This window comes from Streptomyces sp. NPDC059355, from assembly GCF_042752335.1.
In the GTDB taxonomy this organism is placed as follows: Bacteria; Actinomycetota; Actinomycetes; order Streptomycetales; family Streptomycetaceae; genus Streptomyces.
The window spans coordinates 65,328-84,122 of sequence record NZ_JBHYXN010000017.1 but is presented as its reverse complement, the minus strand read 5'-3'; the positions used below and the strand labels follow the sequence as shown (position 1 = coordinate 84,122).

Sequence of the window (18,795 nt, the reverse complement as noted above, 5' to 3'; positions counted from 1 at the left end):
GGGCCACTCCTTCGTAGATCCGCCGCAGGTCAGACCTTCGGCTGCTGCTGGGTGATGCAGTGGATGCCGCCACCCCCGGCGAAAATCGTACGTGCGTCGACCAGCGTCACGGTCCGCTCGGGGAACAGGCCGCGGAAGATCTCGGCGGCCTCCTCGTCGCGCGGGTCGTCGAAGGAGCACAGCACCACGCCGCCGTTGCACAGGTAGTGGTTGATGTAGGAGTAGTCCACCCACTCCCCGTCCTCTTCCAGCACGGTCGGCGCCGGGATCTCCACGACCTCCAGCTGCCGGCCCCGCGCGTCCGTGGAGGAGCGCAGGATGGCGGCGATGGTCTTGCAGCGCTCGTGGTCCGGGTGGGCCGGGTCGGGCTGGGTGTGGACCATCACCACGCCGGGGCGGGCGAAGGCGGCCACGATGTCCACGTGGCCCTGGGTGCCGTAGGTGCCGTAGTCGCCGGCCAGGCCGTACGGCAGCCAGATCGCCTCGGTGGTGCCGAGGTGGGCGTGGATCTCCTCCTCGACCTGCCGGCGGGTCCACTCGGGGTTGCGCCCGGCGCCCAGCTGCACGGTGTCGGTGAGGAGCACGGTGCCCTCGCCGTCCACGTGGATCGCGCCGCCCTCGTTGACCAGCGGGGTGCTGTACGTACGGGTGCCGGCCAGGTCCGAGACGTGCCGGGCGATCTTGGAGTCGTGCTCCCAGCGGGCCCACTCCTGGGCGCCCCAGCCGTTGAAGGTCCAGTCCACGGCGGCGATCTCGCCCGCTTCGTTCGTCACGAAGGTCGGGCCGATGTCGCGCATCCAGGCGTCGTCGAGCTCGCGCTCCACCAGCTGCACGTCCTCGCCGACGACCGCTCGGGCGCTCTCGGCGTCGCCGGGCGACACGACCAGGGTCACGGGCTCGTACGCGCGCACCGCGCGGGCGACGGCGCCCCAGGCCTCGCGGGCCTCGGCGAGCTCCTGCGCGTTGGTGAAGGTCGGGTTGGGGCTGGGCCAGGCCATCCAGGTGCGCTCGTGGGGCGTCCACTCGGCGGGCATCCTGAAGCCGTGGTCCGTGGGCTTTGCAGTCATGGCAGGGGTCCTTAAGAGCCGTGCGCCGTACGCGAAGTACGGGCGTTACAAGAAGTACAGGCGGTTGAGGGAGACCGAGTCGGCCGCTTCGGAGCGCAGCGGGTCGCCGTCGAGGGTGACGAGACCGCTGCGCGCGTCCACATCGACCGCGCCCACCCGGGAGTTGAGGAGGAGGTTCCCGGGGCCGATGCCGCGGGTGCCGCGGACGGCGACGCGGCGGCGGCGGGTCGGCATCTCGTCGCTGCCGAGGGTGGCGGCCGCGGCGGAGACGAAGGCGACGGAGATGTCGGCGGCGGTGGCCCCGTACGAGCCGAACTGCGGGCCGAGGACCAGTGGTTCGCAGGTGTCGGTGGCCGCGTTGGGATCGCCGGTGACCCCGTACGCGGGGAAGCCGGACTTGAGGACCAGCTGGGGCTTGGCGCCGAAGAACTGGGGGCGCCACAGCACGATGTCGGCGAGTTTGCCGACCTCGATGGAGCCGATCTCGTGGGCCAGGCCGTGGGCGATGGCCGGGTTGATGGTCAGTTTGGCCATGTAGCGCAGGACGCGGGCGTTGTCGTCGCCCTCGCCGTCGCCTTCGAGCGGGCCGAGCTCGCCCTTCATCTTGGCGGCCATGGCGAACGTGCGGCGGACGGTCTCGCCGGCGCGGCCCATGCCCTGGGCGTCGGAGGAGGTGATGCCGATCGCGCCCAGGTCGTGCAGGACGTCCTCGGCGCCCATGGTGCCCGCGCGGATCCGGTCGCGGGCCATGGCGGCGTCGCCGGGGAGGTCCGGCTTGAGGTCGTGGACGGAGACGATCATGCCGTAGTGCTCGGCGACCGCGTCCCGGCCGAAGGGGAGGGTGGGGTTGGTGGAGGAGCCGATGACGTTCGGCACGCCCGCCATCTTGAGCACGTTGGGCACGTGGCCGCCGCCGCACCCCTCGATGTGGAAGGCGTGGATCGTACGCCCGTCCAGAACGCGCAGGGTGTCCTCCACGGACAGGCACTCGTTGAGGCCGTCGCTGTGCAGGGCGACCTGGACGTCGTGCTCCTCGGCCACCCGCAGCGCGGTGTCCAGGGCGCGGGTGTGCGCGCCCATGTCCTCGTGCACCTTGAAGCCGGAGGCGCCGCCCTCGGCCAGGGCCTCGATCAGGGGCGCGGCGTCCGAGGACGAGCCGCGGGCCAGGAAGCCGATGTTGACGGGCCACGCGTCGAAGGCGTTGAAGGCGTGCTTGAGGGCCCATGGGGAGTTGACGCCGACGCCCCAGACCGGGCCGAACTCCTGGCCGATGATCGTGGTGACGCCCGCGGCGAGCGAGGCCTCCATGACGCGCGGGGACAGCAGGTGGACGTGGGTGTCGACGGCGCCGGCGGTGGCGATCATTCCCTCGCCGGAGACGATGCTCGTCCCGGTGCCGACGACGACGTCCACCCCGTCGAGGGTGTCCGGGTTGCCGGCCCGGCCGATCGCGTGGATCCGGCCCTCGCGGATGCCGACGGAGACCTTGCGGATGCCGAGGACGGCGTCGATGACCAGCACGTTGCTGATGACGACGTCGCAGGTCTCGCGGACGGCGGCGGCCTTCAGGTGCAGTCCGTCGCGGGCGGTCTTGCCGAAGCCGGCCAGGAACTCGTCGCCCGGCTTCTGGGAGTCGGACTCGACCCGGACGGTGAGCCCTGAGTCCCCGAGCCGGACCCGGTCGCCGGCGCGGGGGCCGAAGACGGAGGCGTACTCGTGGGGGTCGATGTGCCGGCTGCCCGGCGCACAGTGGTCGCTGTGCCTGGTCTGCTTGCTCACGCCTGCTCTCCCTCTGCCTCTGCCTCTGCCCCGTCGCCGGCGTCGCCGATTCCGGTGCCCAGGTAGCCACAGGCGGCGGCGCGGCGCAGGGCCTCGTCCTTCGCCCCCGGGGCGTCCAGGGGGCCGTCGACCAGTCCGGCGAAGCCGATCGCGATGCGGTCGCCGCCGATGGGGACGAGGCCGATCTCGGCCTCGCCGTGCGGGTCGAACCGTACGGAGGAGCCCGCGGGCACGCACAGCCGCATGCCGTAGGCCGCTGCGCGGTCGAAGTCGAGGCGGGGGTTCGCCTCGAAGAAGTGGAAGTGGGAGGTGACGCTCACCGGCACGGAGGCCGTGTTGCGCACGTGCAGGTGCAGCGCCGGCTCCGGCTGGGGGGCGCCGGGGCCCGGCACGACCGCGCCCGGGGCGCTCTCGCCGAGCGGCACCGCGCCCCGGATCGGGGCCGAGACCACCGCGAGGCGGGAGCCGTCGTCGAAGACGGCCTCCACGTGCACCTCGGTGACCACGTCGGAGACGCCGGGCAGCACATCGGCCGGGCCCAGCACGCTGCGGGCCTCCTCGATGGCCTCCGCGAGCCGCTTGCCGTCGCGCGCGGCCTCGCAGACCGTGTCCGCGATGAGCGCGGTGGCCTCCGGGACGTTGAGCTTGAGTCCGCGGGCCCTCCGGGCCCTGGCCAGTTCCGCCGCGCTGCGCAGCAGCAGCCGGTCGCGCTCCGTAGGGGTCAGCCGCACGCCGATCCACCACCTTTTGAGTCGATGGGTTAGAGCATCACTCTAACTCTTCATTTCCCAGCAATGAAGCATTGACCTGGGACCAGGGGTTAGGTCACATTGAGTGTCGCTCAAACACATGCGAACCACCCCCCGCCCTGCCAAGGGAGTCCCCCATGCCCATAGAACAGCGCGGAGTCGACACCATCCCCGAGGAGGAGCGGACGAGCGGTCCCCGTGACCTGATCTCGATCCTGCTCGGCTCCAACCTCTGCCTCGGCGTGATCGTGTTCGGCTGGCTGCCCCCGTCCTTCGGACTGGGTCTGTGGCCGTCGGTCACCGCCATCGTGACCGGCACGCTCGTCGGCATCGCCTTCACCGCGCCGCTGGCACTGGTCTCCCTGCGCACGGCGACCAACCTGTCCACCTCCAGCGGCGCCCAGTTCGGCGTCCGCGGCCGGCTCGTCGGTTCGGTGGTCGGCCTGCTGCTCTCGCTCGGCTACACCGCCCTCACCCTGTGGATCGGCGGCGACGTCATGGTCGGCGTCCTGTCCCGGCTGACCGGACTGCCGGACACCGGCGTCTCGCGGGCCGTGATGTACGGGGTGCTGGCCGCCTGTGCCGTCGTCGGGGCCGTCTTCGGCTACCGGCTGCTGCTGCGGATGAGCAAGGTGCTCTCCATCGGCATGGTGATCCTGCTCGCCGTCGGCTTCTTCGCCTACGCCCCCGACTTCACCACCGCCGCCCCGCCGCAGACCTCGTACCTGCTCGGCTCCTTCTGGCCGACCTGGCTGCTGGCCGCCGTCGCCGCCGGGCTCAGCGGGCCCGTCGCCTTCATCACCCTGCTCGGCGACTACACCCGCTACATCTCCCCCCGCGCGCACAGCTCCCGCAAGGTGTTCTGGTCCACGGCACTCGGCCTGCTGATCGGCCTGCTGATCCCGCAGCTGTTCGGCACCTACACCGCGCTCGCCGCCAAGGCCGGCGCCGAGTACGCCGGGCCCCTCGTCGAGACCGCGCCGTTCTGGTACCTGATCCCGCTGCTCGCCGCCGCCGCGGCCGGCTCGGTGGGCAACGCCGGGCTGATGCTCTACTCCATGGGCCTCGACCTCGACGCCATCGTGCCCAGGGCCACCCGCGCCAAGGCCACGCTGGTCGCGGCCGCCGTGGCCACCGCGTTCGTCTTCATCGGCTCCTTCGAGTGGGACGTGCAGTCCGCGATGACCTCGTTCGTCCTGCTGCTGACCGCGATCGGCACCCCGTGGGCCGTGATCACCCTGATCGGCTACGTCCGCTGCCGCGGGCAGTACGACGCCGATGCCCTCCAGGTGTTCAACCGCCGCTCGGTGGGCGGGATCTACTGGTACCGCGCCGGCTGGAACGTGGCCGCCACGGTCTCCTGGGCCGTCGGCGCCGGAGTCGGCCTGCTCGCGGTGACCACCCCCTTCTACGAGGGCCCGCTGCTCGCCCTGACCGGCGGCGTGGACTGCTCCTTCGTCCTCTCCGGCCTGGCCGGCGGCCTCGTCTACACGGCCCTGACCGCACGACGCTCCCCCGCCGCTGCCGAGACCGCGGAGCCGGCCGCACCGGCCGACAGGGTCGCGGTCGCCGCCGACTGACGGCGGGCGCCGGGACCGGTGCGCGGCGCGGGCCCCGGGAGGACGTCCTCCCGGGGCCCGCGCGGCTTTCGCCGTCGCGCGCTAACGGCAGTTGTTCGCGGTCGTCGCCTGGGTGGCCGCGCTGTCCAGCGCCTGGATCTGCGGCTGGAGCTGGGTGATCGCGTCCTTGCCCGTGGTGTCGCCCGGCAGGTCCTCGTAGGCCTTCTTGAGGTTCTCCGCGGCCGACGTCACGGCGTCCTTCTCGGCAGACTTCAGGGCCGAGGTGTGCTCCTTGACGTTCTTCCAGTCGGTCTGGACGGCGTCGTACGCCGACTTCAGCTGGTCCTTGGTGGCAGTGGCCGGATTCAGCGCCTTGAGCGCGGCGTTGTCCGACTTCAACTGGACGAGGCTGGTGCACAGCGCGGCACTGGCCGACGAGGCTGCCTCCGCCGGCGTCGTGTCGTCGCTGCTGGAGCATGCCGAGGCGCCGAGTACCGCGGCCGTGCACAGCAGGCCGGAGGCAACGAACCGCTTCATGGGGATCCGCCTTCCCGCCGGCCGCATCGGCCGACGCACGAGAGATTCACGGCACTGGGGCGTGCCGTGCCGCCCGTGACCGGTGTCCGGCACCGCATGGGCAGGCGCGATCAACGTCGCACGCCGGTACGTCCACCGCACTTCCGAACGGACCGGACCCATGCGCCCCGACGGAGCGGCGGGCGGGGCCGCAACACCGGCGGGCACGGGCGCGGGCGGCCCCCGCGCCCCCGGCGGGGCGACGCCGGACAACGGTGCCGGCGTACCCCCGTACGGGTGGCGCGCACGGGCGGCGCGGAGGGGCGCGGCGGCCCGCCCGCACCGTCCGGCGGACCGGGTCCCGGACACACGAAGAGGCCCCGGCCTCCCGGCCGGGACCTCTTCTTCGTGGCGGGCGCGCTGCGGTCCTAGCCGAGCGGGTGCATCCAGCCGTGGGTGTCGGCGGTGCGGCCGGTCTGGAGCTCCAGCAGCGCCTTGCGGAGCTTCATCGTGACCTCGCCGGGCTCGCCGGTGCCCTGGGTCCAGTTGGCGCGCTCGGACTTGACCGAGCCTACCGGGGTGATGACGGCGGCGGTGCCGCAGGCGAACACCTCGGTGAGGGTGCCGTTCTCGTTGTCGCGCTTCCAGTCCTCGGTGGAGATACGTCCCTCCTCGGCGGTGTAGCCGAGGTCGCGGGCGATGGTGAGGAGGGAGTCGCGGGTGATGCCCGGCAGGAGGGAGCCGGTGAGCTCCGGGGTGACGATGCGCTGCGTCCCGCCCTCTTCCCCGTACACGAAGTACAGGTTCATGCCGCCCATCTCCTCGATCCAGCGGTGCTCGACGGCGTCGAGCCAGACCACCTGGTCGCAGCCGTGCTCGGCGGCCTGGGCCTGGGCCACGAGGGAGGCCGCGTAGTTGCCGCCGGTCTTGGCCGCGCCCGTACCGCCCTTGACTGCGCGGACGTACTCCTCGGAGAGCCAGACGGAGACAGGCTTGACGCCGCCGGGGAAGTACGCGCCGGCGGGCGAGGCGATGACCATGAAGAGGAACTCGTTGGCCGGACGGACGCCGAGGCCGACCTCGGACGCGAACATGAACGGCCGCAGGTACAGGGAGGCCTCGCCGGAGTCCGGCACCCAGGCCCGGTCCTGCTTGATCAGCGCGTCGCAGGCCTCGATGAAGAGGTCGGCGGGCAGCTCCGGCATCGCCATGCGGCGGGCGGAGGCCTGGAAGCGCTCGGCGTTGGCCCGCGGCCGGAAGGTGGCGACGGTGCCGTCGGGCTGGCGGTAGGCCTTGAGGCCTTCGAAGATCGTCTGCGCGTAGTGCAGGGTCATGTTCGCCGGGTCCATCGACAGCGGCGCGTAAGGGACCAGCTCGGCGTCGTGCCAGCCGCGACCCTCGGTCCACTTGATCGTCACCATGTGGTCGGTGAAGTGGCGGCCGAAGCCGGGGCTGGCCAGGATCGCCTCGCGCTCCGCATCGGACAGCGGGTTCGAGGAGGGCTTGAGCTCGATCGTGGGCGTCGTCATGAGTGCTTGTCCTTCACCGGTTTCGTAGGGCGGACCGCGCTCACGGCGTACCAGGACGTCCGAGCTTCTCCGCATTCCGCGGTCTCGCGTTCGATTATCGCGCGCGAGGTGCCTTCGGAGAAGCAGGGTGAAGCGGAGTGAATGCGGCCCAGGGGAGATGGTGGCACCCGGGGCCGCACAGGAAAAGCCGCCGGGTGCGTCGTACGCGCGGCCCGGCGGCTTCCTGAGGTGGAGCTGCCGGGTCAGCCGGCTACTCGGGCGGCGAGGGCGTCGCCGATCTGCTCGGTGGAGCGGAAGGTGCCGTCGCGCTCCGCGAGGTCGGCGCAGACCGCGTCCTCGATGCGGACGGCGCGGTCCTCGTGGCCGAGGTGGCGCAGCAGGAGGGCGACCGAGAGGATCGTCGCGGTCGGGTCCGCCTTGCCGGTGCCGGCGATGTCCGGGGCCGAGCCGTGGACGGGCTCGAACATGGACGGGAAAGCGCCGGTCGGGTTGATGTTCCCGGAGGCGGCGAGGCCGATTCCGCCGGTCACGGCGGCGGCCAGGTCGGTGAGGATGTCACCGAAGAGGTTGTCGGTCACGATGACGTCGAAGCGCTCGGGCTGCGTGACGAAGAAGATCGTCGCGGCGTCGACGTGCAGGTAGTCGGTGGTGACCTCGGGGTACTCCTGGCCGACCTTGTCGAAGATGTTCTTCCACAGGTGGCCCGCGTACACGAGGACGTTGTTCTTGTGGACCAGCGTCAGCTTCTTGCGGGGGCGGGAGTCGGCCCGCTCGTACGCGTCGCGGACGACGCGCTCCACGCCGTACGCGGTGTTGACGCTGACCTCGGTGGCCACCTCGGCGGGCGTACCGGTGCGCAGGCTGCCGCCGTTGCCGGTGTACGGGCCCTCGGTGCCCTCGCGGACCACGACGAAGTCGATCTCCGGACGTCCGGCGAGCGGGGTCGCGGTGTTCGGGAAGAGCTTCGACGGGCGCAGGTTGATGAAGTGGTCGAAGGCGAAGCGGAGCTTCAGCAGCAGGCCGCGCTCCAGCACGCCGGACGGGACCGACGGGTCGCCGATGGCGCCCAGCAGGATCGCGTCGTGGTGCTTGAGGGCTTCGAGCTCCGCGTCCGGGAGGGTCTCACCGGTGCGGTGCCAGCGCTGAGCGCCGAGGTCGTACTCCTTGGTCTCCAGCTTCACATCCTGGGGCAGGACCGCGGTAAGGACCTTGAGGCCCTGAGCCACGACTTCCTGGCCGATGCCATCACCGGGGATCACTGCGAGATTGATGCTGGTCGACATGTCGGAACCGTACTCCCTGTCCCAGCCCTCGGGCATATCCCGTCCACCATGTGGACCAATACGCCCGAGGGGCGGGGCTGCTCAGTGGCCGGTCGAGCCGCCGTTGTCCCGGCGGTCGAGGGCGCGCTGGAGGGCGGCCGCGGCGTTCTTGCGGTCGGCGTCGGCGGTGGAGGAGTGGCGGACGCGGCGGGCTGCGGTGGATGCGGTCATGGTGATCGACTCCTTGAGATCACGGCGTGGCGGGGCCACGGATGAGGGGTTCCTTCAAGGCGCCGGAAGAGGCGGGGAGCGGTGCGCGGCAGGGGTTGCCTGCCCAGGGGCGCGCGCTCTCGACCGCCATTCGCCGGATCGGCGAGACGTTCGGCTTCTACAAAGCTAGGCCAGCTCCCGTTGTATGTCTCCGCAATTAGTCGGGCTTCCTACTATCTGAGACGGACAAGCCCTCGGAAGGCCCCTCCGCTGACCTCCGATTCAGTCCCTCTCGGAGCGAAGTTCCCTGATCAGAGCACGTACAGCGAGAGTCGAGGCGGATTCCGGCGTGGTGACGTATCCCACGCGTCTCACCGGCCCCGAAGGGCCCAGTCCGGTGATGTCCACGGCGTCCGAGGCCTCGCGGAGCGACAGCTCGGGCAGGATCGCCATGCCGAGCCCGCGCCCGACCATGGTCAGCACCATCGCGTCGTCCTCCGCCTTGACGGTGGCGCGCGGGATCCAGTCCTGGGCCCGCCACCAGTCGCGGGTGTACGAGCCGCAGTTCTCGTCCCAGTCCAGCAGGGGCAGCGCCTTCGGGTCCGGGTGTCCGGCGGGGTGGACCAGGGCGTACGCCTCCTCCCGGAGCACCCCCGTCAGCAGGCCGGCCGCCCCGCCGTCCCGCGCCGCGGGGCCGGTCCCGTTCAGCGTCGCGATGCCGAGGTCGGCCCGGCCCGCGGCCACCTCCCCGGCCGTGCCGGCGCCGAGCTCGCGCACCACCCGGACCTCGGGGCGGATGCCGGGGTGGCGGGCCGTGAGCCGCTCCAGGGCCGGGGGCAGCAGGTGCAGGGCCGCGCTGCGGAACGCCGCGATGCGCAGCACGCCCCCGACGGCGTCCCCGGCGTCCCGGCCGGCGCCGCGCACCTCCGCGCCCAGGACCTCGTACAGCCGCAGGATCCGGCGGGCGAGGCCGACGGCCCGCTCCCCCGCCGGGGTGGGCGAGGCTCCGGTGCGCCCGCGCTCGAAGAGGACCGCGCCGACCTTGGCCTCGCTGCCGCGCACCGAGTGCGACACGGCCGACTGGGTGAGGCCGAGACGGGCTGCCGCGGCGGAGAAGCCGCCGGTCTCGGCCACGGCCACCAGGACCCGGAGTTCGTGCGGAGCGAGCTCGGCCACAGCGGCTCTCACCTCGTTCTATGAGCGGTGTTCATGGATGTGCGGCTTCCATGAGCGCAACCCCCTGCCCGGGCCGGTGATTCCTTCCTAGCGTCCTCTCCATGACCACGAACCACACCGCCCACGCCGTCCACCTGATCGCCCGCCCCGCCGGCTTCCCCGTCGCGACCGACTTCGCGTACGTCGAGACCCCGCTCCCCTCCCCCGCCCCGGGCACCGCCCTGGTGCAGAACCTGCTGCTCTCGGTGGACCCGTACCACCGCGGGATGATGGACGGCGGCGAGGGCGGCTTCGAGCTGAACACCCCGTTGGAGGGGCGCTCGGTGGGCCGGGTGCTCGCCTCCCGCGACCCGGGGCTGCGCGAGGGCGACCTGGTCTTCCACCGCGAGGGCTGGCGCACGCACGCCCTCGTCACCCTCGGCGTGAACGGCACCCGCACCCTGCGCGGCCATGCGGGCGTCCCGCTGGAGGCGTACCTGGGCATCCTCGGCGGCACCGGTCTGACCGCGTACGCCGCCCTCACCCGGACCGCGGCGCTGCGCGAGGGCGAGGACCTGTTCGTCTCGGCCGCCGCGGGCGGTGTCGGCACCGCCACCGGGCACATCGCCCGGCTGCTGGGCGCCCGCCGGATCATCGGCAGCGCGGGCTCGGCGGCGAAGGTCCGCCACCTGACCGGGGTCCTCGGCTTCGACGCGGCGTTCGACTACCACGACGGGCCGGTCGGCGAGCAGCTCGCGCTGGCCGCACCGGACGGCATCGACGTGTACGTGGACAACGTGGGCGGGGACCATCTGGCGGGCGCGATCGACGTGCTGCGCGAGTACGGGCGGATCGCCTGGGTCGGCGGGATCTCGATGTACAACGGGGACCGCTCGCCGGCCGCGCCGCGCAACCTCTTCGAGATCGTCCACAAGTCGCTGCGCCTGGAAGGGGTATTGGTTCGCAATCACACCAATTTGCAGGACGAGATGGAGGACTTCCTGGTCCCGCACCTGCAGAGCGGCCGGATCGGCACGGACACCACCGTTGTCCAGGGAATTGATCACACGGTGGATGCCTTCCTGGGCATGCTTCGAGGGGACAATCTGGGCAAGATGCTGGTCCGTCTCGGGGACTGAATCCAGCCAACCGGATGTTCACCGACTTCTTACCGCACGGATGTAGACCTTTGGCCCGGGGCCCGCCACTCTTTCCGTCAATGTGCCAGCGGGGCACTTGAGTTGGAGGCGAGTAGCCAGTGACACCGATCAGCCGCAGAGGTTTCGTGGGTATCGGCGCCGGGCTGATGGCCGGGGCCGCCCTGCCGGTGATCGCGCCTGCGTCGGCGGCCGCCGCCGCCGCGACCGGCACGATCACCGACGTGAAGCACGTGGTGATCCTGATGCAGGAGAACCGCAGCTTCGACCACTACTTCGGCAGGCTGAAGGGTGTCCGCGGCTTCGGTGACCGCGCCGCCGGCAACATCCCGGGCGGCTGGGGCATGTTCAACCAGCCCAACTGGGGCGGCCGCCAGTACCCGTGGAAGCTCAGCTCCACCCCTGCGGCCGGCGGTGTCGACGGCGAGACCCTCGCCCAGTGCAACGGCGATCTCCCGCACAGCTGGACCTCGCAGCACGCCGCCTGGAACAAGGGCCGGATGGACAACTGGGTCCTCGGCGTGGGCAACACCCGCACCCTCGGCCACCTCGACCGCGGGGACATACCCTTCCACTACGGGCTCGCCGACAACTACACCGTCTGCGACGCGTACTTCTGCTCCACCCTGAGCGCGACCGGCCCCAACCGCACCTTCCTGTGGAGCGGCAAGGTCGACGCGGGCAGCAAGGACGGCGGCGACGAGTCCGGGCTGACCTGGGAGACGTACGCGGAGGCCCTCCAGCGGGCCGGCATGAGCTGGAAGGTCTACCAGAACGCCCAGGACAACTACGGCGACAACGCTCTGGCCTACTTCAAGAAGTTCACGGACGCGGCGCCCGGCAACCCGCTGTGGGACCGCGGCATGGCATCCGTCCCCAAGGTCACCGGCTCCACCCCCGACGACATCGCGGCCGCCATCCGCGCGGACGTCGTCGCCGGCACCCTGCCGCAGGTCTCCTGGGTCGTCGCGAACGAGGCCTTCTCGGAGCACCCGTACGCCCCGCCCGGCGACGGCGCGCACTTCGTGGACCTGGTCTACCGGGCGCTGTCCGCGAACCCCGAGGTCTTCGACTCCACCGTCCTCTTCCTCAACTACGACGAGAACGACGGCTTCTTCGACCACGTCCCGCCGCCCGTCGCCCCGCCCGGCACCCCGGGCGAGTACATCGACGGCACCCCGATCGGCCTCGGCTTCCGCGTCCCGATGATCGTCATGTCCCCGTGGACGCGCGGCGGCTGGGTGAGCTCGGAGGTCTTCGACCACACCTCGGTGCTCCGCTTCATGGAGAAGTGGACGGCAGCCCTCGGCACCCCGGCGAACTGCCCGAACATCAGCGCCTGGCGCCGCAGGGTGACCGGCGACCTGACCGGCGTCTTCGACTTCGCGCGCCCGGTGTACGGGGTGCCGGCCGGGCTGCCCTCGACCGCGAAGGTCATCGGCCAGTCGACCTGCGGCCCGCTCCCCAACCCGGCGCCGCAGGACAACGCGCTCCCCGCCCAGGAGGCCGGAACCCGCCTGGCGCGGGCCCTTCCGTACCAGGTCAACGGCAACCTGGACCGGTTCGAGTTCGGGGCGGCCGGCAAGATCCTGGCCTGGTTCTCGATGACCAACCAGGGCGCGCAGGCGAAGCAGGCGGCGCACTTCTCGATCCACCCGCACCAGTACCGGGACACGGCCGCCTGGCAGTACACGGTGGACCCGGGCGCGACGGGGACGGACTACTTCAACATCGGGCTCGGCAGCGGCTCCGGCAAGTACGACATCTCGATGTACGGGCCGAACCGCTTCCTGCGCCGGTTCATCGGCGACGCGTCGAAGGCGGGCAAGGCGGTCGAGGTGGCGGCCCGATTCGCGGTGGAGCCGGGCACGGGCAAGACGGCGGTCTGGTTCAAGATGACGAACGCGTCGGCCGCGCCCGTCACCTTCACGATCCGCTCGAACGCCTACCGCTCGGACGGCCCGTGGACGTACACCGTCCCGGCGAACTCCTCGCGCGAGGACTACTTCAACGCGGTCGCGTACAACGACGGCTGGTACGACTTCACGATCCTCGCGGACAACGACGGCACCTGGTCGCGCCGCTACACGGGCCACATCGAGACGGGCACGCCCAGCATCTCGGGCTGACGCGCTACAGCACGTCGCCGTCACGCCAGTCGAAGTCGAGCCGCCCGGCGGGATCCTCCAGCACCCCGCCGGGCGGGAGCCACACGTACGTCGACCCCTCCTCATCGGGGAGCCGCACCGGCCCGGCGGGTGACAGCGCCCCGATCCGCCCGCCCCACACGGCCCACCCCCGCCCCTCGTACAGCCGGGCCCCGTCGGCGGAGGCCGACAGCGCGCCGAGTACGTAGGCCCGCTCGATGATGCCCTCCAGCGCCTCCATGACCTGCCCGCCGAGTCCGCGCCGGCGCCGGTCCGCCCGTACGGCGACGGCCTCGACGTATCCGGTCCGCAGGGCCCGGCCCCGGTGAAGGACCCGCCGCTGCACCACGCTCCCGTGGGCCACGAGCTCCCCGCCCTCGCGGACGAGGGCGTGCATGCCACCGAGCGCGTGCTCGAAGTCCTCGTCGGCGAAGTCCCCGCCGAAGGCCCGGTCGAGCAGTTCCCGCAGCTCACGGAGCTCGCCGTCCCCCAGCCGGGAGGTGTGCTTCAGCAGTACGTCCATACGGCGAAGCTATCAACGGCCGCGGGAAAGGCCGGAAATCCGCGGGGGCGACCGGAACGGGCCGTGCCCCCGCGCAGCCGCACCCGTGAGGATCGGTGCATGCCTCCAGAGATCCGGCAGTGGGCCCCCGCCCACGGCGCGCCCTACCAGCCCGTCGCCTACCGGCCCGCGCGGATGCCGAGCGCGCAATCGCTCGCGCGGGCCGCGGAGTTGCGCCGGCGCATGGACGAGCGGCGGACCGTCCGCCACTTCTCCCCCGACCCCGTCCCGGAGCAGGCCGTACGCGACGCGATCGCCTGCGCGGCGACCGCCCCCTCCGGGGCCCACCAGCAGCCGTGGACCTTCGTCCTGGTCAAGGACCCGCAGGTGCGCCGGCGGATCCGCGACGCCGCCGAACAGGAGGAGCTGATCTCGTACGACGGCCGCCTCGGCGACGAGTGGCTGACCGCCCTGCGCCCGCTGGGCACGGACGCGGTCAAGACCCACCTCACCGACGCCCCCGCCCTGCTCGTCGTCTTCGGGCAGCGCTACTGGCTCGGCCCGGACGGCGCCAAGCGCAAGCACTACTACGTGGACGAATCGGTCGGCATCGCGGTCGGCATGCTCCTGACCGCCCTCCACCTCAGCGGCCTCGCGGCCCTGGTCCACACCCCGAGCCCGATGCGCTTCCTCTCCCACGTCCTGCACCGCCCGGAGAACGAGAAGGCCTTCGCGGTCATCCCCATCGGCTACCCGTCCGACGACTGCGAGGTCCCGGACCTCACCCGCAAGTCCCTCGGTCAGGTCATGACCGAGGTCTAGGGGGTGTCTTTCGGATCGCCCGGGGCTTCGTGGATGCGGGTCAGGAGGGCGGTCAGCTGGTCGCGTTCCGCCGGGGTCAGGGGGGACAGGAACGCGGCATTGGCCTGCTCGGCCAGGGTGGCGCAGCGGGTGAGGGCGGCCGCGCCCGCCGGGGTGGGGGTGACGGCGTTCTTGCGGCGGTCCGCCGGGTCCGGAGCGCGCAGGAGGAGGCCCGCGCCTTCGAGGTGGTTGAGGAGTCCGACCAGGTCCTTGGGGTCGATGCCGAGCCGGCGGCCGAGGTCGGCCTGGGCCACCGGGCCGTACTCGGCGGTCGCCGCCAGCACCGCGTGGTGGGCGAGCTTCAGCCCCTCCGCGGCGAGCGCCTCGGCGACCAGGCCGCGGCCGCGCGCCGCGACCCGCCCCACGAGCCAGCTCGGGAGGGCCTGGATGTGCGCGAGGGCCGAGGTCATGGGCCCAGCTTAACAATTCATTGGGATTCCCCACGATCTCCCATATCGTTGGGGCTCCCAACGAATCTGCCACGGTCCGGGAGGTCCTGTGCTGCGCATCCGCCATGAGGTCAACGGCGGTCCCGAAGTGCTGTTCGCCGAGGAGGTGGCCGCGCCCGTCCCCGGGCCCGGGGAGCTGCTCGTCGCGGTCGAGGCCGTCGGGGTCACGCTGCCCGTCGTGCGCAAGGTGCGGGAGGGCCGCGAGGCGGTACCGCTCGGCGGGGAGGTCGCGGGGACCGTGGCCGCGCTCGGCGAGGGGGTGCGGGGGTTCGCCGTAGGGGACCGGGTCACCGGGCTGTGCTTCGGCCACGGGTACGCCGAGTACGCGCTCCTCGCGGCCCCGTTCGCCTCCGCCGTCCCCGACGGGGCCGGCGCCGTGGACGCCGTCGCGCTCGTACGCAGCGGGCTCGTCGCCCGGGGCGCCTGGGAGGCCGGGCAGGTACGGCCCGGGGAGTCCGTGCTGGTCACGGCAGCCGCGAGCGGGGTCGGCAGCCTCGCGCTCCGACTGGCCCGGGCGGGCGGGGCCGGCCGGCTGGTCGCGGCCGTCTCCAGTCCCGGCAAGGCCGGGTTCGTACGCGGCCGGCGCCGACGAGGTGGTGCTGTACGACGACCCGGACGCCTGGGGCGATCCGTACGACGTGGTCCTCGACGGGGTCGGAGGCGAACTGCTCGGCCCCGCCGTGCGGGCCCTGGCCACGGGCGGCCGGCTGGTGGCGTACGGCTCCGGCGGCGGCACGGTGGAGGCCTACGAACTGCTGCTGCGGGGCGCCTCGGTGACCGGCTTCCAGATCCGGGCCGTCGCTCAGGGGCGGCCGGAGGTCCTGGAGGGCTGGCGGCGCGAGCTGTGGAAGGCGTACGCGGACGGCTCGCTGCGCCCCGCCGTGCACGGGGAGATCCCGCTGGCCGAGGCGGCCCGGGCGCACGCGCTGATCGAGGAACGGCGCAACCTCGGCAAGGTCGTCCTGATCCCCTGACGGCCCGGTCCCCTGACCGCAGGGGGTGGAACTGGGACCGCCCCCGATCCGGACTTGGGGGTACCGGAACGGGGGCGGGGTTCAGAAGGGGGCCGGATCAGCCCATGTGCGGGTAGCCGTACTCCGTCGGGGCGACCAGGGTCTCCTTGATGGAGCGGGTCGAGACCCAGCGCGTCAGGTTGCTCGCCGCGCCGGCCTTGTCGTTCGTGCCCGAGGCACGGCCGCCGCCGAAGGGCTGCTGGCCGACCACGGCACCGGTCGACTTGTCGTTGATGTAGAAGTTGCCCGCCGCGAAGCGGAGCTTCTCCATCGCGTCCGCGGCCGCGTAGCGGTCACCGGCGATGATCGAGCCGGTCAGCGCGTACGCCGACACGGACTCCATCTGGGCCAGCATCGCGTCGAACTCGGCGTCCTCGTACACGTGGATCGCCAGGATCGGGCCGAAGTACTCGGTCGTGAAGACCTCGTTCTCCGGGTCGGTGCACGCGATGACGGTCGGGCGGACGAAGTAGCCCTCCGAGTCGTCGTACGTGCCACCGGCGATGATCTCGCAGGTCGGGTCGGCGATCGCACGGTCGATCGCGGCCTTGTTCTTCGCGAACGACCGCTCGTCGATGACGGCGCCGATGAAGTTGGTCAGATCGCGGACGTCACCCATGGTGATGCCGTCGACCTCGGCCGCGAAGGCCTCCTTGAAGCCGTCGTTCCAGATCGAGGCCGGGACGTAGGCGCGCGAGGACGCCGAGCACTTCTGGCCCTGGAACTCGAAGGAACCGCGGGTCAGGGCGGTCTTCAGAACGGCGCGGTCCGCGGACGGGTGCGCGACGACGAAGTCCTTGCCGCCGGTCTCGCCGACCAGGCGCGGGTAGGACTTGTACTTCTCGATGTTGTTGCCGACCGTCTTCCACAGGTGCTGGAAGGTCTTGGTCGAGCCGGTGAAGTGGATGCCGGCCAGCTCGGGGTGGTTCAGGGCCACCTCGGACACGGCGATGCCGTCGCCCGTCACCAGGTTGATGACGCCCTTCGGCAGGCCGGCTTCCTCCAGGAGCTCCATCAGGAGGACCGCGGAGTGGGTCTGCGTCGGGGACGGCTTCCACACGACCACATTGCCCATCAGGGCGGGGGCGGTCGGCAGGTTGCCGGCGATGGCCGTGAAGTTGAACGGCGTGATCGCGTAGACGAAGCCCTCGAGCGGGCGGTGGTCGCTGCGGTTCCACACGCCGGCGGAGTTCGCGACCGGCTGCTCGGCCAGGATCTGGCGGGCGAAGTGGACGTTGAAGCGCCAGAAGTCGACGAGCTCGCACGGGGTGTCGATCTCGGCCTGCTGCGCGGTCTTCGACTGGCCCAGCATCGTCGAGGCGGCCAGCTTCTCGCGCCACGGGCCGGACAGCAGCTCGGCGGCGCGCAGGATGATCGCGGCGCGGTCGTCGAAGGCCATCGAGCGCCAGGCCGGGGCGGCGGCCAGGGCGGCGTCGACGGCCTCCTGGGCGTCGGCCCGGGTGGCGTTCGCGTACGTGCCGATGACCGACTTGTGGTCGTGCGGCTGCACGACGTCGAGGCGCTCGCCGCCGCCCATCCGCTTGACGCCGTTGATCGTCATGGGCAGGTCGATCGGGTTCTCGGACAGCTGCTTCAGCTGCGTTTCGAGGCGCGCGCGCTCCGGGGTGCCGGGGGCGTACGAGTGGACCGGCTCGTTGACCGGCACGGGGACCTGGGTCACAGCATCCATGGGGCTGGTAACTCCTTGACCTGGTTCTGGGCTAGTTCTTGGTGATCATCGAGCGGAGGAAGAACAGGAGGTTGGCGGGCTTCTCGGCGAGGCGCCGCATGAAGTAGCCGTACCAGTCCGTCCCGTACGCGGTGTAGACGCGCATGCGGTGGCCCTCGGCGGCGAGCCGCAGGTGCTCCTCGCTGCGGATGCCGTACAGCATCTGGAACTCGTACTCGTCCAGCTTGCGCCCGGCCTTGCGGCCGAGCTCCTGCGCGATGGCGATCAGGCGCGGGTCGTGCGACCCGATCATCGGGTAGCCCTCGCCGTCCATCAGCGTCTTCAGGATGCGGACGTACGCCTTGTCGATCTCGGCCTTGTCCTGGTACGCGACCTCGGCGGGCTCCTTGTAGGCGCCCTTCACGATCCGGACGCGGCTGCCGGCGGCGGCCAGGCGGCGGGCGTCGGCCTCGGTGCGGAAGAGGTACGCCTGGATCACGCAGCCGGTCTGCGGGAAGTCCCGGCGCAGCTCCTCGTGGATGGCGAACATCGAGTCGAGGGTGGTGTGGTCCTCGGCGTCCAGGGTGACGGTGGTGCCGATGGCCGCGGCGGCCTCGACGACCGGGCGGACGTTGGCGAGGGCGAGCTCGTGGCCGCCCTCCAGCGCCTGGCCGAACATCGACAGCTTGACCGACATCTCGGCCTTCTCACCGAGGCCCAGGCCCGCCAGGTGCTCGATGAGTTCGAGGTAGGCGTCACGCGCGGCGTGGGACTGCTCCACCGTGGTGATGTCCTCGCCCACCACGTCGAGCGTGAGCTCCAGGCCCTTCTCCGTGAGGTCCACGACGATCGGGATGACCTGGTCGACCGTCTCGCCGGGGATGAACCGGTTCACCACGGGCTTGGTCACCGGGGCGGCAGAGACGATTCGGCGCATCTTGTCGCTGCGCGAAGCGGCGAGGATCGCGGGACCCAGCACGGGGCACCTCCAACAGGTGGCAGAAGCAGGCATACGGTCCGCGAAGGGGTGGGCGGGGCCGTAAAGAAAACGCAAGTAAAACCACCGTGAAACCTAAGGATCGCTTCGATCCTCTGCCATCGACAGCTGTCACGCATCCGTGTCCCCGATCTCATACATCTGTCTGAAGACCGGCTTTCCGGGTGGGAGAAT

General features: G+C 71.6%; 16 protein-coding genes and 1 pseudogene. 5 read left to right on the top strand and 12 right to left on the bottom strand.

The features are described from left to right. Nucleotides 1-29 precede the first annotated feature (29 nt). Genes ACFXGI_RS18270 through ureA form a run of 3 tightly spaced genes read right to left on the bottom strand, consistent with a single transcriptional unit; the run spans nt 30 to nt 3,577 of the window. A complete protein-coding gene (locus ACFXGI_RS18270; RefSeq protein WP_384707285.1) occupies nt 30-1,067 on the bottom strand; it encodes an agmatine/peptidylarginine deiminase in 1,038 nt (345 codons plus the stop codon). A 45-nt stretch (nt 1,068-1,112) separates the two neighbouring features. Further along, nucleotides 1,113-2,846, bottom strand: coding sequence for an urease subunit alpha (locus tag ACFXGI_RS18265; RefSeq protein WP_384707282.1), 1,734 nt, complete (start codon nt 2,844-2,846; stop codon nt 1,113-1,115). Beyond that, nucleotides 2,843-3,577 carry an urease subunit gamma gene (gene ureA, locus ACFXGI_RS18260; RefSeq protein ID WP_384707279.1) on the bottom strand — a complete coding sequence of 245 codons (735 nt, stop codon included), beginning with the start codon at nt 3,575-3,577 and terminating at the stop codon, nt 2,843-2,845. Before ureA ends, ACFXGI_RS18265 begins: the two co-directional genes overlap by 4 nt. Nucleotides 3,578-3,732: 155 nt before the next feature. Between ureA and ACFXGI_RS18255 the strand changes: the two genes are divergently transcribed. Continuing rightward, complete coding sequence (locus ACFXGI_RS18255; protein ID WP_384707276.1) at nt 3,733-5,175, top strand: cytosine permease; 1,443 nt, start codon at nt 3,733-3,735, stop codon at nt 5,173-5,175. An 81-nt stretch (nt 5,176-5,256) separates the two neighbouring features. Here the strand turns inward: ACFXGI_RS18255 and ACFXGI_RS18250 are convergent, their stop codons facing one another. The 5 genes from ACFXGI_RS18250 to ACFXGI_RS18230 all read right to left on the bottom strand — a co-directional run bounded on the left by ACFXGI_RS18250 (nt 5,257) and on the right by ACFXGI_RS18230 (nt 9,847). Continuing rightward, nucleotides 5,257-5,691, bottom strand: a complete 435-nt coding sequence (locus ACFXGI_RS18250) for a hypothetical protein (protein WP_384707273.1) — start codon at nt 5,689-5,691, stop codon at nt 5,257-5,259. A 407-nt stretch (nt 5,692-6,098) separates the two neighbouring features. Continuing rightward, the gene (locus tag ACFXGI_RS18245; protein WP_384707270.1) at nt 6,099-7,199 is read right to left on the bottom strand and encodes a branched-chain amino acid aminotransferase; all 1,101 of its coding nucleotides are present in this window, start codon (nt 7,197-7,199) and stop codon (nt 6,099-6,101) included. A 242-nt stretch (nt 7,200-7,441) separates the two neighbouring features. After that, complete coding sequence (locus ACFXGI_RS18240; RefSeq protein ID WP_384707267.1) at nt 7,442-8,482, bottom strand: 3-isopropylmalate dehydrogenase; 1,041 nt, start codon at nt 8,480-8,482, stop codon at nt 7,442-7,444. Nucleotides 8,483-8,563: 81 nt separating this feature from the next. Next, complete coding sequence (locus ACFXGI_RS18235) at nt 8,564-8,692, bottom strand: hypothetical protein (protein WP_266625109.1); 129 nt, start codon at nt 8,690-8,692, stop codon at nt 8,564-8,566. Nucleotides 8,693-8,953: 261 nt separating this feature from the next. Then, nucleotides 8,954-9,847, bottom strand: a complete 894-nt coding sequence (locus tag ACFXGI_RS18230; RefSeq protein ID WP_384707263.1) for a LysR family transcriptional regulator — start codon at nt 9,845-9,847, stop codon at nt 8,954-8,956. Nucleotides 9,848-9,948: 101 nt separating this feature from the next. Here ACFXGI_RS18230 and ACFXGI_RS18225 point away from each other — a divergent pair, with 101 nt between their 5' ends. Continuing rightward, nucleotides 9,949-10,965 (top strand): NADP-dependent oxidoreductase, encoded by a 1,017-nt coding sequence (locus tag ACFXGI_RS18225; RefSeq protein ID WP_384707260.1) that lies wholly within the window; start codon nt 9,949-9,951, stop codon nt 10,963-10,965. 119 nt (nt 10,966-11,084) lie between these two features. After that, nucleotides 11,085-13,112: a phosphocholine-specific phospholipase C gene (locus tag ACFXGI_RS18220; protein ID WP_384707257.1), complete on the top strand. Its 2,028-nt coding sequence runs from the start codon at nt 11,085-11,087 to the stop codon at nt 13,110-13,112. Between the two features lie 4 nt (nt 13,113-13,116). Here the strand turns inward: ACFXGI_RS18220 and ACFXGI_RS18215 are convergent, their stop codons facing one another. Next, nucleotides 13,117-13,653 (bottom strand): GNAT family N-acetyltransferase, encoded by a 537-nt coding sequence (locus tag ACFXGI_RS18215; RefSeq protein ID WP_384707254.1) that lies wholly within the window; start codon nt 13,651-13,653, stop codon nt 13,117-13,119. Nucleotides 13,654-13,752: 99 nt separating this feature from the next. Between ACFXGI_RS18215 and ACFXGI_RS18210 the strand changes: the two genes are divergently transcribed. Further along, the gene (locus tag ACFXGI_RS18210) at nt 13,753-14,454 is read left to right on the top strand and encodes a nitroreductase family protein (protein ID WP_384707251.1); all 702 of its coding nucleotides are present in this window, start codon (nt 13,753-13,755) and stop codon (nt 14,452-14,454) included. Here ACFXGI_RS18210 and ACFXGI_RS18205 read toward each other — a convergent pair. Next, complete coding sequence (locus tag ACFXGI_RS18205; protein ID WP_384707248.1) at nt 14,451-14,903, bottom strand: MarR family winged helix-turn-helix transcriptional regulator; 453 nt, start codon at nt 14,901-14,903, stop codon at nt 14,451-14,453. The genes ACFXGI_RS18210 and ACFXGI_RS18205 overlap by 4 nt on opposite strands. An 88-nt stretch (nt 14,904-14,991) precedes the next feature. Between ACFXGI_RS18205 and ACFXGI_RS18200 the strand changes: the two are divergent. After that, a pseudogene (locus ACFXGI_RS18200) lies at nt 14,992-15,916 on the top strand (zinc-binding alcohol dehydrogenase family protein). Nucleotides 15,917-16,013: 97 nt separating this feature from the next. Here ACFXGI_RS18200 and pruA read toward each other — a convergent pair. Together pruA and ACFXGI_RS18190 are read right to left on the bottom strand one after the other, a co-directional pair. Then, the gene (gene pruA / locus ACFXGI_RS18195) at nt 16,014-17,645 is read right to left on the bottom strand and encodes an L-glutamate gamma-semialdehyde dehydrogenase (protein WP_384707245.1); all 1,632 of its coding nucleotides are present in this window, start codon (nt 17,643-17,645) and stop codon (nt 16,014-16,016) included. Between the two features lie 31 nt (nt 17,646-17,676). After that, nucleotides 17,677-18,603: a proline dehydrogenase family protein gene (locus ACFXGI_RS18190; RefSeq protein WP_030857436.1), complete on the bottom strand. Its 927-nt coding sequence runs from the start codon at nt 18,601-18,603 to the stop codon at nt 17,677-17,679. Between the last annotated feature and the right edge of the window lie 192 nt (nt 18,604-18,795).